At 33.4% G+C, this 15,868-nt stretch carries 6 protein-coding genes; 3 read left to right on the top strand and 3 right to left on the bottom strand.

The genetic code is table 11. From position 1 onward, the window contains the following. The first annotated feature begins 340 nt into the window (after positions 1–340). The gene (locus E0E45_RS14215) at positions 341–11,197 is read left to right on the top strand and encodes an autotransporter-associated N-terminal domain-containing protein (RefSeq protein WP_130891768.1); all 10,857 of its coding nucleotides are present in this window, start codon (positions 341–343) and stop codon (positions 11,195–11,197) included. 95 nt (positions 11,198–11,292) lie between these two features. Here the strand turns inward: E0E45_RS14215 and E0E45_RS14210 are convergent, their stop codons facing one another. From E0E45_RS14210 to E0E45_RS14200, 3 genes are read right to left on the bottom strand one after another with little or no spacing between them, the layout of a single operon-like run. Continuing rightward, entirely contained in the window at positions 11,293–11,550 is a 258-nt protein-coding gene (locus tag E0E45_RS14210; protein WP_130891767.1) for a DUF3795 domain-containing protein, read from the bottom strand. Between the two features lie 16 nt (positions 11,551–11,566). Further along, complete coding sequence (locus E0E45_RS14205; protein WP_232044125.1) at positions 11,567–12,400, bottom strand: MBL fold metallo-hydrolase; 834 nt, start codon at positions 12,398–12,400, stop codon at positions 11,567–11,569. A 55-nt stretch (positions 12,401–12,455) separates the two neighbouring features. Beyond that, the gene (locus E0E45_RS14200) at positions 12,456–12,989 is read right to left on the bottom strand and encodes a helix-turn-helix domain-containing protein (protein WP_130891766.1); all 534 of its coding nucleotides are present in this window, start codon (positions 12,987–12,989) and stop codon (positions 12,456–12,458) included. A 362-nt stretch (positions 12,990–13,351) separates the two neighbouring features. On the opposite strand from E0E45_RS14200, the gene E0E45_RS14195 reads away from it, so the two are divergent. Together E0E45_RS14195 and E0E45_RS14190 are read left to right on the top strand one after the other, a co-directional pair. Continuing rightward, the gene (locus E0E45_RS14195; protein ID WP_130891765.1) at positions 13,352–14,368 is read left to right on the top strand and encodes a PTS sugar transporter subunit IIC; all 1,017 of its coding nucleotides are present in this window, start codon (positions 13,352–13,354) and stop codon (positions 14,366–14,368) included. Between the two features lie 20 nt (positions 14,369–14,388). Then, entirely contained in the window at positions 14,389–15,600 is a 1,212-nt protein-coding gene (locus E0E45_RS14190) for an L-serine ammonia-lyase (protein WP_130891764.1), read from the top strand. Positions 15,601–15,868 lie beyond the last annotated feature (268 nt).

The following is a 15,868-nucleotide window of genomic DNA, read 5'->3' as shown; positions in this document are numbered from 1 at the left end:
AACACTTTAATGTGTTGTTTTCGTTTGTTAATGAAAAAATATTGTGTTATAATTTAAATATAAACATAATTTGTATATAATTTATTTGAGAAGAATGGATGAGGTTTGTTTCTAAAAGATTTGTTTTTAGAATATTTGTTTGTCTTTTTAAAAAAGTTATAAAAAATTTTATAAATTTACTTTAAAAACATCTAAGGAGGACAGAAAGAGAAAAGTATTTTTACTGATTCTTAGTTTAAATATTCTAGTAACTAAAGAAAAAACTAAGAATAAAGAATACTTGAGTAGACTTGATAGCATTGTATAAAAGATAAGAATTGGGAATTAAGGGGGAAGTTTTATGAGAAAGAATGAAATTGAAAAATCTTTAAAGAGATTTTTAAAAAGAAAAGTCAGTTATTCAGTTTCACTTTTGGTAGCATTTATGATAACAGGCGGAATAGCTGCAGGAGCAGGAGTAACAGCAGAAGAGATTCATGAAACAAAAGAAGAGCTGCTGACAAAGATTCAGAGGGAGAGAGAAGAGATAAAACAGAAATTGCTGGAGAATGATTCTAAATTGAAAGCATTGAATCTGGATTCAAGAATTCTTTTAAAAGAAGCAGATTTTTATTCAAAACCAGTAGAGCCAGCTTATGGTTTTACAATGATAGGAGGATTTAAAAAAGCTGATAGTGTAGGGAAAGACTGGAAAGGGAGTGTAAGAGGAGATACTCCAATGGATAAAATGAGAAAAAGATTTAATGAGGTACATGGAAACTCTACAGAAAATGGAGAAAAGGGAACACTTTTGGAAGCAGCCCAATATACACATAATAATAGAGCAGGAGGATATGCATCAAGTGGCTGGATAAATATGAATGGAAATTATCATTTAAATACTAATGTATATGATGCAGAGGCAAAATTATTTATTCTTCCAGTAGTAAAGGCACCAGTAGTAATAGAACCTACAATACCAAATGTATCATTTACAGTACCAACAGCTCCAACAGTAATACCAGTGACATCACCAGCAATAGCATCAATAACAGTAGGAGCAGTAAATGTGACAGCTCCAACAGTAGTAACCCCAACAGTGACACTGCCGACAACCCCAGCAGCACCAGGGGATATAACAGTAACAGTAAATGAACCAAATATAAATGTGAACATAGGGGCAATAAATGTAGCAGGACCAGGGGTATTAAATATCCCTAATTTAGTTACCCCTAATATAGTGATTTCTTTGAATCCTGTGGCACCACCTTCAATTATACCTCCATCACCAAGTGTATCTACACCAGCAGCACCAGCAGCACCAAATTTTGTATCATATGTAGCGCCTGGAGGATCATGGTTAGGAGGATATACAGCATACCAAGGAGTCAATTATTTTAATCCTGCAATTTTATATGCAAATACTAACTCTTTAGCTAGTTTAGGAACTACTGCAAATTTAGCTAGTGGAAGTGTAAGAAGACAAACAGATACTGCTATGCCTCTTTTTTCTAATATGCAGATAACAAATGGATCTGGGGGAGCAAGAGGAAAAGTATATGCCTATAGAACTGGAGGTGTAGCAAAAACTGGTTATAAGAATATAAAAAGTCCAGATACAGCAGTAGCATATACCCCTGTATATTATGGACCTTCTAATGGTGGGCTCACACCAATTGTTACAGGAACAGCATCGAATCCAGGATATGTTGCAAATACAACTCTTGCAGATAAAGAGATAGATCAGAAAAATAGATGGATAATGACTATTCATAAAAGAGCAGGAAATGCAAAAACGGTTGTAGAAAATATAGACTTTGAGATAGGAGGAGCTGATGGAGTTCCAGGTTCTACAGGTTGGAGCAGTGGAGATGCAGCAAAAACTGGAGAATCGGGAGTTCTCTTAATGAGAAATGATGGGGATGCCCTATTTAGAAATTCAACTATTGATCTTTTAGGAAAAACTACAATCAATGTTGATATTTTACATTATGGGGCTCACTACTTAACATCTTTAGAACTTGACAATGTAAAGATTAATATAAAAGGAGATGAGAATACATTATTCAGCAATGTTCCTCATTCAGATATTGGAGTGTGGGGAACTGTAGATGTAACTGCTAAAAATAGCAGTTGGGGATTACCACAACGTGATGATGGAGTAGGAAAACAGGGAATACATGGAAAAACAGATCTGAATATAGATACTAAAGTAAATACTATTTATTATATAAGAGCAAATGGCTCATACAGATGGAATGGATATAATGGAGGAAGTACAGTATTATCAGATGGGACTACAGCACAACACAGTCATATAGCCAACCCAGAAGCATTTTTAGTATATACTCCTCTTATGGGAAGAGTAAGATATGAAAATAAGGATTCTGGATTAAATAAGGGTATTTTCAATTTTAATGGTTCTGGAAATGTAGGAACATGGGTACAAAAATATGTTCCAGATAGAACTAAATATACATATAACTCTGCTATGGCAGCAACAGAAGCTCCTATTATAGATTTAGGGAAAGTAATGATGAATGGGGATGGAAATGTAGGTATATACTTAGCTCAACATAATACTAGGCCAGACTATAATGGAATTTTCCAAGGAAGCTTGCCAATTGACTTCTATATAGGAACTGCATTAAATAGTAGTGGAGGAAATCAGTCAATTGATGGAAACAAAGATGGAGATGCAACAAAATCAAGTGGAAATGTGGCCCTTTATGTATCTTCAGGACAGAGAAAAGAATTAACAGTAGCCAATGGATATTTTCCTGCTACAACAAATTTAGTTACTAATGGAGCAACTAATATATATGGAACAGGAGTTCCAGGAGGAACACAAATTGGATATAAAGATTTGGATACTTTGGCTCATGCTATACAAAATCTTAAAATAGATACATATAGTGCAGTGTTTGGAAAGTATTCTAAAAATAATATAGCAATTGTTGCAAGAAATGGAAGTGTTGTTGAACTATCACCATCTACAACTATAACAGATGGACAAGGGTCAGGAACACCAGATGCAGATAGAGCAGAAGGAACAATAATAGCTTTTGCAGAGGGGGTATGGTATAACCCTAGAACTGCAGCTGGAAATAGAGCTCCAAATGATGGGAATAATCATTTTGATGGAAAAGTAGTTATAGATGGAACATCGGGACAAAAATATGTGCCACAATATGGTTCTTCAGTTCTTGTTTCACAGAATATAGCTTTAGGAAGTAAAAAAGCTGTAGCAGTATTTGCTAAAGATGGAGCAAAGATAGAAACAAAGAGTATAACTGTTTATGGAGCTGAATCTACAGGAGCCTTTGCATCTGGACATAAAAGATGGTTGGATGTGGGAATTTCAAACTTAGAAGGAAATACAGCAATTGGTGGAGGAACAGCAGCTCCTTCAGTTATTAATATAGCTGGAGATATAGTTCTTACAAATGGTGATAAAAATAAAGGTGTTGTTGCTATGAGTGGAGCAACAGGAGATGGAGCTCAAATAACTGTAACAGGTAAGTTAAATGTAGCAGGACTTGGAGCTTATGTAGATGGGGCAAAATCAAAAATAATAATAAATGGGGTAGGGAGTACTCTTACATCTGGAGAAGATGGGGCTTTAGTAGCTTTAAATGGAGGACAGCTTGAATTTAAAGGTGGAATTATAACTCATGGAGTAGAAGATCAATTGGCATTTTATTCATCTTCAGCTGGAAATTCAAGACTGACATTTACAGGAGCTACAACTTTGAATATAAGTAAAGGGGTAGTTTTCTATGGAGATACTTCAGACTTTACTGCTGGAACAGGAACTACAGCATACAATGGAATGAATAATCTTACAGTTACTTTAACAGATAATGGAGTAAATCTTGGAGTGTTTAAAGATATAGATGTAACATGGGACGGATCAGTAACATATGTAAATGGATTAAAAACTATTCCTAAAGTTGCAGCTATAAATACAGGATCATACTGGTATAAGAGCAGTCTTGATGGGAAAAAACTTACTGTAGCAGTGGATGTAGATAGAGATGATATCTCAGCAGGAATAACACCAGGAGATGGATTTAATGATATAGTTATGGAAAGAAAAGAGGTAATTCTAAATGCTGGTAAAACTGTACGTTCTGTGGCAGGAAGAGGATTATATCTTGGTTCAAACACTATAGCAGTAGCTAATACTGAATCTGGTTATACTATCAAAGGAACAGTGGATATAGCAGATGGAGTAAATGAAGCAGTAGGGATATATACAAGTTATGGACATATAAATGTAGAGAATAATGGAGTTGTAAAAGTATCAAAAGGAGTAGGTGTATACGGAATTAATGGAAGTAAGGTAGAAAATAAAGCTGGTGGAAAAATAGAACTAGCAAGCTCAGATTCCACAAATCAATCTATTGGAATTCTATCACTTGCTACTAATAAATCTGGAACTCAAGATGCCTATGGAAAGAATACAGGGAAAGCTGGACTATGGGGAGAAGTTATTAATAAAGGAATTATTGATATAACTGGTACTCATGGAATAGGTATCTATATGGAAAATAATCATAATAGTGCACTTAAGACCCAAATGGCTATATATAATGAAGCTCCTATTACATTGGGAGATAATGGAAAAGGTATTGTAATAAGAAGCACTAATACAACTGGAGCTGGAGGAACTCTTACTCTGAAAGATTCTGGAAGCGGAAAAGATATCAAAGTTGGTAAAAATGGAATAGGTATCTATGCTCAAGGTTCAGATGTAAAAATGGATGGAAATTATGGAATAGAAATCCAAGAGGGAGGAGTAGCGCTCCAATCAGAAGGAAATAGTATAATATCTCGCACTAATGCAGCAGATAAACTTACAGTGGACTATGCAGGAACTTCTGGAACAGGGAACACAGCTATCGGAATAGCTTTTAAAGGAGTGACAGGAAATACATTTAATAATAATATGAATATGGATGTATTGAATACTAATGGTGCAGAAACTATAGTAGGTATCTATGGATCAGGAGCAGGAACTCTTACAAACTCTGGAGATATAACAGCAGAATCTACAGGTTCTTATGGAATAATTTCAGAGGGAGTAGATGTAGTAAATACAGGACTAATAACAGTTGGAGATAGTGGACTGCCAGTAAGTAGCGCAATAGGAATTTATGTAAAAGATGCTTCTGTAGATGCAGTTGGAAAAGATATTGTGATACAAGGAAATGGAGACAGCTCAACAAGTACACACCCTATAGGAATATATGCAAAGAGTAGTATTGCAGGGAACAGAGAAATAAAAGTTACTAATGGAGCATCACCAATGAGTATTGCAGGAAAAGCTGGAATAGGAATATATGTAGAGGATACTGTTGGAACAGCTTTGAAATTAAATAATTCATCAAATATAGTTTTAGGAGATTCATCAGCAGTAGCAGACAGAAGATTTGGAATATTTATGACAAATGCTAAAAATACTGCAAATGAAACAAGTGGAATAATAACTGTAGGAGAAAATAATATAGGTATCTACAGTAAAGATTCTATACTTAAAAACAGTGGAACAATAAATGTGACACATAATGCATCTGGAACAGAAAATATAGGGATACATAATGTAACAGATAATGAAAACTTTACATTTAGTAATTCTGGAACAATAAATGTAAATGGAGTATCAAATATAGGTATCTCTGCTAAAACAACAGGAACTCACCAAGGTTCAATAGAACTAAGTGGAGGAACATTAAATGTAACAGCAGCAAGTCTTGCTGATGGAGATATTCCATTAGGAATATATGCATCAGGAAATAATATAACAATATCTTCAACAGCTTCAAGTAATATAACTGCAGATCCTAATGCTGTTGGAATATACATAGATGGAGATAATACTTCAAAAACAAGTGGATTAATAAACCTTTCTCTTTCATCTGATACAGGTGGTAAGATGGGAATAGGAGCCTACTATAAAGGTGGCGCTTTTGCAGATGCGGGAACAATAAAACTAAACAGTACATCTACAGCGCTAAGTGGATCAGATCCAGTAAGACCTATTGGGTTATACTATGGAACAGGTTCTACACAAAATAAAACTGATATAGAAATTATATCAGGAAGCAATGAAATTATAGGAATGTATGGTTCAACTTTAGCACCATTTACTAACAGTGGAAATATAACATTGAATGCTAAAGGAATAGGGGCATACTTCATAGATACAGATGTAACAAATAGTGGAAATGTAACAGTAAATGCCAATGATGGATATGGAATGTACTTCAAAGGGGGAGATTCTTCATCAACAGGAACTATAACAGCCACAGGAAGTAATTCTGCTGGAGTTATTGTAACTCAGGCAGGAGCTGAGTTTACAAATAGTATAGGAGGAATAATAAATTCTGGAGGAACATCATCAATTGGTGTCTATGCAGAAAACGGAACTACATTTACAAATGCAGGAACTCTGAATTCTACTCTTGCAGGAGGAAGTATAGGAGCCTTTGCTAAAGGTTCTACAATAGAAAATACAGGAACAATTGGTTCACATAATCTTGGACTATATGGAAAAGATGCTTCAACTATTAACTATACATCTGGAACAATGACTATTAACAGTGGAGTAGGAATACTTGTTGATGGACTGACATCAACTGTTAATCTTAATGGTGGAACTATAACAGGAACTGTTAATAATACTACATCAGTAGTGGGAAAAAATACTGGAATAGTAAATCTAAATGGAACAAATATATCTCAGAGTGGTTCTGGAACAGTAGGAATAGTTATAGAGAATGGAAGTTCAACTCTAACAAGTGGAAATATATCTGTAGGAGCTGGAGGAACTGGAGTATATGCAAAAAACAGTGCAATAACTTTATCTGGATATAGTGGAAATATCACTATGGGAAATCAGGGAATAGCTATGTATTCTGAGGATTCAGCGCTGTCTTCAGGAACATTGAATGTAAACTATACTAATACTGCTAAAGGAGTAGGTATATACTATGAAGGAACAAATCCAGTAACAAATAACATAACAATAAATCATACAGGAGATAATCTTGTAAGTATATTTGCTGATGGAATCTCTCTTACAAATACAGCAGCTCAAACTATCAATGCTGATGGAATTGGAATATATGGAGACAATGGAGCAGCAGTTTCTAATCAAGGAACACTGACTTTATCTGGAGATGATACAATAGGTATCTATTTAGATGGAGCAAGTTCTACAGTAACAGATATGGGAACTATAATAGGAACTCCATCAACAGTTGGTAATAAGATAGGAGTTTATGTAAATAGTGGAGATATAATAGGAAATACAGCATATAACTTTGATATTGATGGAGGAATAGGAATCTATCTGAAAAACAATGACATAAGCTATACAGGAACTATGACTGTAACAGGAGATTCTACAATAGCAAACAGAACAATAGGTATATATGTAGATCCAGGTATAACAGGGACTCTTGGAGCAAAAATAAATGTAACAGGAGAAGATGCATTAGGTATATATCTTGCTGAAAACATGGGAGTAGCAGCAAATATAACGTATAATGGAGAACTTAATATTACATCTTCAAGTACAGCAAACAAAGGAATAGGGGCTTTACTTGAACAGGGAAGCACATTCACTTTAGGTGCTGGAGGAAAAGTAGATATAGGTGGAACAAATAACATGGGATTCTATGTTAAAAATGGAGCTAACCTTAATGTATCAGGAGGAACAGTAACAAATACAGCAGCAGGTATTTTTGCATACTTAGATAATGGAAATCTTCATTTTACATCGGGAACTCCTGTAAATATTAATTTTGCCAATGTAATAGTATCAGGAGTAGCAGGGAATATACTTAATGATACTGCTATAACTGTAGGAACAAGTGGACTGCAAGGAGATAGTGGAGCAACAATAACTAACTCTAACCTAGGAACTATCAATGGAAATGTAGTAAATGCAAAGGCTATGGTAGGAACAGGAGTGGGAACTACTCTTGTAAATGCAGGAACAATAAATCTTACAGGGGATACATCAATAGGAATGTATACTGAAGATTTTGCTGTTGGAACATCAACAGGACATGTATCAGTAGGGGATAAGTCAGCAGCATACTATGTTGGAACTGATGGAACTATGAATATAAGCGGAACAGCTTCAGTAGGAGAAGACTCGACTTTACTATTTGGCGCAGGAGGAACAATCAACTATACAGGTGCTGATATAGTTATGAGCAATAAAAGTATAGCTCTTACACTTTCTGATTCAGCTGCTTCAGTAGATTTCAACACTAGAGAAGTTACAACAGGAACAGAGGGAACGGGAATATTCCTTACAGGAACAGGAGATATTTCTAAAGTGACAAATCTTGCTAAATTAAATGTACATAATAAAGCAACAGGAATATTTATGGATAATAATGTAGCATTGAATACAGGAATGGCTATAAATATCATAGGAACAGAAGCTATAGGAGTATTTACTACAAATAATGGTAATATAAATTATTCTGGAAATATGAGTTCCTCAACTATAAAAAATAAAGGAATAATCAATACAGGAACAGGAACTACTGTAAATAGTGGAACTATTCAACTTACAGGAGATTCTAGTATAGGTATGTATGGTGAGAATGGAACTATGATAAACAACTCATCAATAGAAGTAGGAAATGGAGCATATACAGGACTGATACTTAATTCAGCAGTAGCTATGTATGGTAAAAATGTAACTTCTGTATCAAACAATGGAAATATAAAAATAGGAAAAGATGCAGTAGGTATATTTGGAGAAAATACTGTTGTAACAAACAGTAATTCTATTCAAAGTACAGGAGCAAAGAGTACAGGAATTTATGGACTTCAGGGAAGTGCTTCAAATACTGGAAGTATAGTGTTAGGAGATAGCTCTAATGGTATATTTGTAAAAAATGGAACTACAATAACAAATACAGGAAATATAACAGTGGGAAATACTAATTCAGCTGGAATCTATGGAGCAGGAACTACTTCAGTAGATCATAACAGTGGAACAATAACTGCTGGAAAAGAATCTGTTGGAATAGCTACGGAAAATGGAAACATAACAGTAGCAAATGGCACTGTTATCAATGTAGGAACAGATTCATCATATATATATTCTGCTTCAGGAACAGGAACAAATAATACTAATCTGTCATTAAGCGATCATAGTATAGGGATGTATACAAAATCAGGAACTATGATAAATAATGCTAATATAATAGTAGGTAAATCAACTGTAGTATCAGGACTACCTCCAAAGATTTCAGTAGGAATGGCAGCAGAATCAGGAACTGTGGAAAATTCTTCTTTGGGATATATACATGTACCTGATAATCATGGAGTAGGAATGGTAGCAAATGATCTAGGACATGGAATAAACAGAGGAACTATTCGAGTAGATGGAAATCTTGCTTATGGAATGCAGGCAACTAAAGGGTCAACATTGGAAAACCATGGAGCAATTATAGTAGATGGAGCAAATTCAAGAGGAATGGCAGCTACTGATTATTCAATAGTAAGAAATCATACTACAGGAACTATTACAGTAAATGGAGCAGACAGTGAAGGAATTTATGTAGACTATGGAGCAACTGCTGAAAACTATGGAACAATAAATGTAAATGGAGCAGGAAGAACAGGAATATATTTAGGTACTGATGGAGTTCTTCTTAATAAAGGAACAATAAATCTATCAGGAGAAGCAGATGGAGTTATAACAGGTAGTGGAAGTCTGACAAATGTAGGAGATATAACTATCAATGGACCAACAGCTTCAATAGATGGAATAACTATTACAAATACAGGAACAATAACAGTAAATGGAGCTCTTGATTTTGGAACTATAACTTTAGGAAGTACAGCAGGACATATAGGAACAATAAATGCTGATTCATTTAATAAAGGACAGTTTATAGTTCTTCCAAATGTAACTCAGGGAAGCAATCATGATATGTATACAGTACAATATCTAAATGGAATTACAAATGTACCAAATCATGGATCTATAACAGCAATATCTCATTCAGTTTCATTTATAGCAGATGTACAAAAAGATGATACTGATCCTAATTTAATAAGAGTAGTATTGGTAAGAATACCATATAAGAAACTTCTTGCTGGAACAGATGCTATAGAGTTTGGAAAAGGACTGGATGAAATTTTTGCAGGAGCGGCAGATAAAGAACTTGAAATGTTTGATGCATTAAAAAATATATCAGATAAAGATGAATTGGGAGCTACATTTGATAATGAGCTTAGAGGAAATGTATATGCAAATATCCAAACTAGAATGCTGGATATTAATGAAGTATTTACTACATCATATGAAAATCTGAGAAACAACAGACTTTATTCAAGAGAAACTCTTAAAATAGGAGCTATCATGACTGGAGGAGAAACAAAGAGCAGAAGAGCAGGGGTTGAAGATTATGAATCTAAATCTCTTGGAACAATGATATTAAAAGAGTATGATCATATGAAATATGGAAGAGTATCTAACTGGAGTGTAGGATTTACACAGACTAAATTTGATTTTGATCCTGGATCAAAAGAAACAGTTTACTCACTGAATGCAGGAGTAGGATTTGAAGACTACATAAAAGACAGCAAGAATCTGAAATACTACACAAGAGGAGAGATAAGTGTAAATCATCATGAAACAGACAGAAAGATACACTTAAGCAGTGGAACATATGAGAATACAGGAAAATTCTGGTCAGGAACAGTAGAATGGAAAAATAAACTAAGATATGATATTCCATTGGATAGTGAAAAGATAAATATAGGATTATTTGGAACATTCAACTTAGGATATGGAAAGTTTGAAGATTTCAAAGAAAGTGGAGATGGAATAGAACTGGATATAGAATCAAAAGATATGTACATAGTAAGACCAGGAGTAGGAGCAGATATAGCTTTCAACAAATATGCGCAGTCAGGAAAATATAGTCTGATAGGAAAGGCAACAGCAGAGTATGAACTGGGGAAAGTATATGATGGAGCAAATAAGGCGAAAATTAAAAATACAGATGCAGGATACTATGACTTGGAAAAACCTAAGAAAGTAAAAGATATAATAAAAATAGGTGCAGAGCTGAAATATGAGACAAGAGAAGGACACAGCATAGGATTTGAAGTAACAAGACAAGAAGGAAGTGTAGATGCAACTAGATATGGAGTAAATCTAATGTATAGATTTTAAGAATATGATTTTTAGAAAAAATAATCTGAAAAATTAAAGAAATAAAGAACAAAAAGGGGCTGTTGTAAATTTGCAACAGTCCCTTTTCTCTATTATTAATTCTGCCAACATCTACATTGTTCTATACGTTTTCCCTCATCTCCCTGTTCTTTATCATATGCAAATTGCATAAGAATTTCACATGGGAATATTTCACATTGTCCACAATGGGCAAGATTTTTATTTTCACAGCAAGATTTTACAGGACAGCTTTCTCCCCAAAAAGGTTTAGTAATATTAACACAACCATTACAATCTGTTTCTTCTTTATAGTGACATTCTTCACAAAGTATACCACATCTAGATTGAATCATAACCCCTCCTTAAATATTAATCTATAACAGTGACATTACCAGTATTATTGTAGATAAAGTTCTTTTTAGTTTCTTTTAATATTTTAGTAACTTTTTCTCCTGTACAATGAGAAACTCCAAAAAATTCTATGTTGCAGTCATTGAAATATTTGAGAACTTTTTCTATTCTTTCATCACTGGCTTTGGATAGATGAAGTCCTCCCATAATACCATATATTTTCTTTCCAGTACGTCTTTTTATATTTTCAACTATATTTGCTATACCAATGTGAGAACATCCGCAGATTATAAGAAGTCCTTTAGAAGTGTCAATTCCTAATACTAATTCATCTTCCATATTATCAAGGATATAACTATCATATATTTTTCTGAAATAATACCTAGTAGGAGTTTCAAAGTCATTTACAGATTTAAAATCTGTAAAGAGAGTTATATTTTTAGAAAGCTTATATTCACTGTTGTCTATGTAATTTATTTTCACTCCTTTATCTAATACATATTTTTCATTGAAATTATTTCCTAAGAATTCATGAATAACTCCAGTTATTCTATGTTTTTCTTCAAAAAATGTCTTACTAATATGAAGGGTAAAAGAATTATTAAAATTATCTAAAAGTTCTCTTATTCCTCCTGTATGATCAAAATGACTGTGACTTAATACCAAATGTTTGGTCTTATTTAACGGTACTTGAAGTTTTTGTGCATTTTTAGTGAAATCTCCACTTTTACCAGTATCAAAAAGCACAGATATATCCTCATCTTCAATAAATAAGGATAAACCAAATTCGTATTTTAATTCTGGATTAGAGCCAGCTTTATTTTCTATTAAAGTAGTTATTTTCAAATTCACACCATACCTTTGTAATTAAGAATTCACTATAATGGAATTTCATTATAGTGGAAGATTATTTTTTTATAGAAAACCAATAAACCACAGATGGATTATTTTTAGGATTTTTATATCTGTGAGTAGAACCATGCTTTATTACTATTGAATCTCCTTCATAAAGGTGGAAAAGTTCCTTGTCTATTTCAATTTCCAACTCTCCTTTGATTACTATTCCAATTTCATCATATAGATGACCCCATGACATATCACTAAAGTTATCCCCTTTTTCAATAGTGATAGCAATACCATTAAGATTTGATTTTCCATTAAGAAGACTTTCTATTTTTACATGAACTTCAGGATTTTCAAGAATTTCTTCTCTCTCTTCTTTTCTGGTAACTGGTGAGTGAGTATCAGTAGGATCTAATATTTCCATCAAATTTACAGCAAGAGCCTGACATATTTGCTGCAGATTGCTGATAGATGGACTATTTAGATCTCTCTCTATATTACTTAAAAAGCCTATAGAAAGCTTAGTCATATCTGATAGATCTTTTAAAGTATAATTTTTTCTTTTTCTAATTGTTTTTATTTTCTCCCCTAGTGTCATTATTTATAGCCTCCACCCTGTTAATTTTATATATTATATCATAATAACTAGAAAAATTAAAACAATATCACTATAATGAAATTTCACTTTTTTTAAAAAAATATTAAAATAATACTGAAAAAATAGATCTATTTTAAAAAAAAGAGGAAAATTTACTGAATAAAAACGTATACAATCGAAAAAACTCAGATCATATTTCAAAATAATGGAAAAAATTGTTGAAATAATTCAACTCATATGTTATACTTTTTCATGTATGTAAAAAAACAATAATATTCGTAAAAAGAACGAAAACTATTGTTAATTCATATCAAACAAAACGTAGAATTAAAATACACAAAAGAAAGAAGGAGATCTTTAAAATGGAAATGGTTAAAGGAATAGCATTATTACTTGTGGTTTTGGCAGGATTTTCTCTATTTAGTTTAAAAATGCCTAAAGGAATGAAGGCAATGGGAGCATTAGCAGGAGCAGCAACAGCTAGTTTTCTTGTAGAAGCTTTTCAGCTTTATGTAGGTGGAGATTTGTTAGGCTTTGAATTCTTAAAAGGTGTAGGTCAGGCAGCAGGATCTATGGGTGGAGTAGCAGCAGGAGCGTTAGTACCGATAGCTCTTGGAGTAAATCCTACTTATGCTATACTGATTGGAGTATCTGTAGCAGGATATGGAATTCTGCCAGGATTCTTAGCAGGGTATATACTTTCGTTTGTAGTACCTAAGTTAGAGCAAAAAATACCTCAAGGAGTAGACCTTATAGTAATAATATGTTTAATCGCTCCATTGGCAAGATTTATAGCAACTGTATCAAATCCAGTTGTTAACTCAACTCTTTTAAATATAGGAGGAATACTAGAAAGTGCTTCTCATTCTAATCCAATACTTATGGGAATTGTTCTTGGAGGAATAATAACTGTAGTAGCTACAGCACCTCTTTCATCAATGGCACTTACAGCTATGTTAGGCTTAACTGGTATCCCAATGGCTATTGGAGCTCTTGCGGTAATGGGATCATCATTCATGAATGGAGTTTTCTTCCATAGAATGGGATTTGGAGATAGAAAGACTACAATAGCAGTAGCAGTAGAACCTTTAACTCAAGCAGATATTATATCTGCAAATCCTATTCCTGTATATGTTACTAACTTTATTGGAGGGGCAGCAGCAGGAGTCATTGTATCACTGTTTGGACTTGTAAATAATGCAACTGGAACAGCAACACCAATAGCTGGACTTATGGTAATGTATGGATTTAATGATGCAATAGTAGTTACAAAAGTTGCACTTATGTGTGCATTAGCAGGGGCAGCAGCAGGATATTTAGGTTCAATAATATTTAAGAATTATAAGATTAAAACAGTTAATGAGATAAGAGGAAACTAAGTAATTGGAGGGAAGCAGTTTTGGATAGTTTAAAAGAATTGTTTAAAATAGGCTGTGGACCATCAAGTTCTCATACAATGGGACCTGAGAGGGCAGCTAAAAGATTTAAAACAGAAACAGAAAATGCATATTCATATAGAGTAGAACTTTATGGAAGTCTTGCAGCTACTGGAAAAGGACATCTTACAGACTGGATAATAGAGGAGACTCTTAAACCTAAAAAAACAGAAATAATATGGATGCCTGAATTTATTCATGAGTATCATACTAATGGAATGAAATTTGAAGCTCTTGATGAAAATGGAAATATAATAAAAGACTGGCTGGTATTCTCAGTAGGTGGAGGAACTATAAAGGAACTTTCTGATAAAAGAAATGGATCAGGAAGAACTTATACTCTTTCTAAAATGAATGATATTATAAAATGGTGTAAAGAAAATAATAAAGAGCTTTGGGAATATGTAGAGCACTGCGAAGGAAAGGAAATATGGAATCATTTAAAAGATATCCTTGATACTATGAATGATGCCATAAGCAGAGGAATAAAAAAAGATGGTGTTCTTCCAGGAAAATTGAGATACCCAAGAAAAGCTAAAGAGATATATGACAAAATAGATAAAAAGAAAAACTATCTAGTAATAACTAAAAAAATATTTGCTTATGCATTAGCAGTATCAGAAGAAAACAGCAGTGCAGGAACTATTGTTACAGCTCCAACATGTGGTGCAGCAGGAGTTATTCCTGGACTTTTGAGAGCGTTGATAGAAGAATATGAATTAGATGAAACGACATCACTTAGAGCTCTTGCAGTAGCAGGACTTATAGGAAATCTTATTAAAGAAAATGCAACAATATCTGGTGCTGAGGCAGGATGCCAGGCAGAAATAGGTTCAGCTTGTTCTATGGCAGCAGGTATGGCAGTATATATACTAGGTGGCACTATTGATCAAATAGAATATGCTGCAGAAATGGGGATGGAACATCATTTAGGAATGACTTGTGACCCTGTTGGAGGATATGTACAGATACCTTGTATAGAAAGAAATGCAATAGTAGCAGTAAGAGCATTGAATACAGCAGACTATGCACTTTCAACAAATGGGGAGCATACAATAAGTTTTGATCAGGTAGTTATAACAATGAAAGAAACAGGAAGTGATATGTGTTCTTCATATAAAGAAACTTCTACTGGTGGTCTAGCAAAGTATTATGATAAATTTTTAAAAGATTAATATATCAACCCTTTAAATTTAATATATATTTTAGAAAGCCTCTGAGCAATCAGAGGTTTTTCTATATATGTATATATACAATAATATAATTTTTTCAAATAAATTTAGACAACACTTCTATTGAAAGAAAAAATATCAGAAGTGTATTTTATTATAGTAGGATAAAAATCAAAAATAGATAGATATATTCAATGAAATGGGAATCTATAATTTTATTATGAAAATAATAAAATAAAAGAAATATTAACTAAATTAATTTAAAAGACCT

It is taken from the genome of Fusobacterium ulcerans ATCC 49185 (genome assembly GCF_900683735.1).
GTDB classification, from domain to species: domain Bacteria; phylum Fusobacteriota; class Fusobacteriia; order Fusobacteriales; family Fusobacteriaceae; genus Fusobacterium_A; species Fusobacterium_A ulcerans_A.
This window is presented reverse-complemented; position numbering and strand designations above follow the sequence as displayed.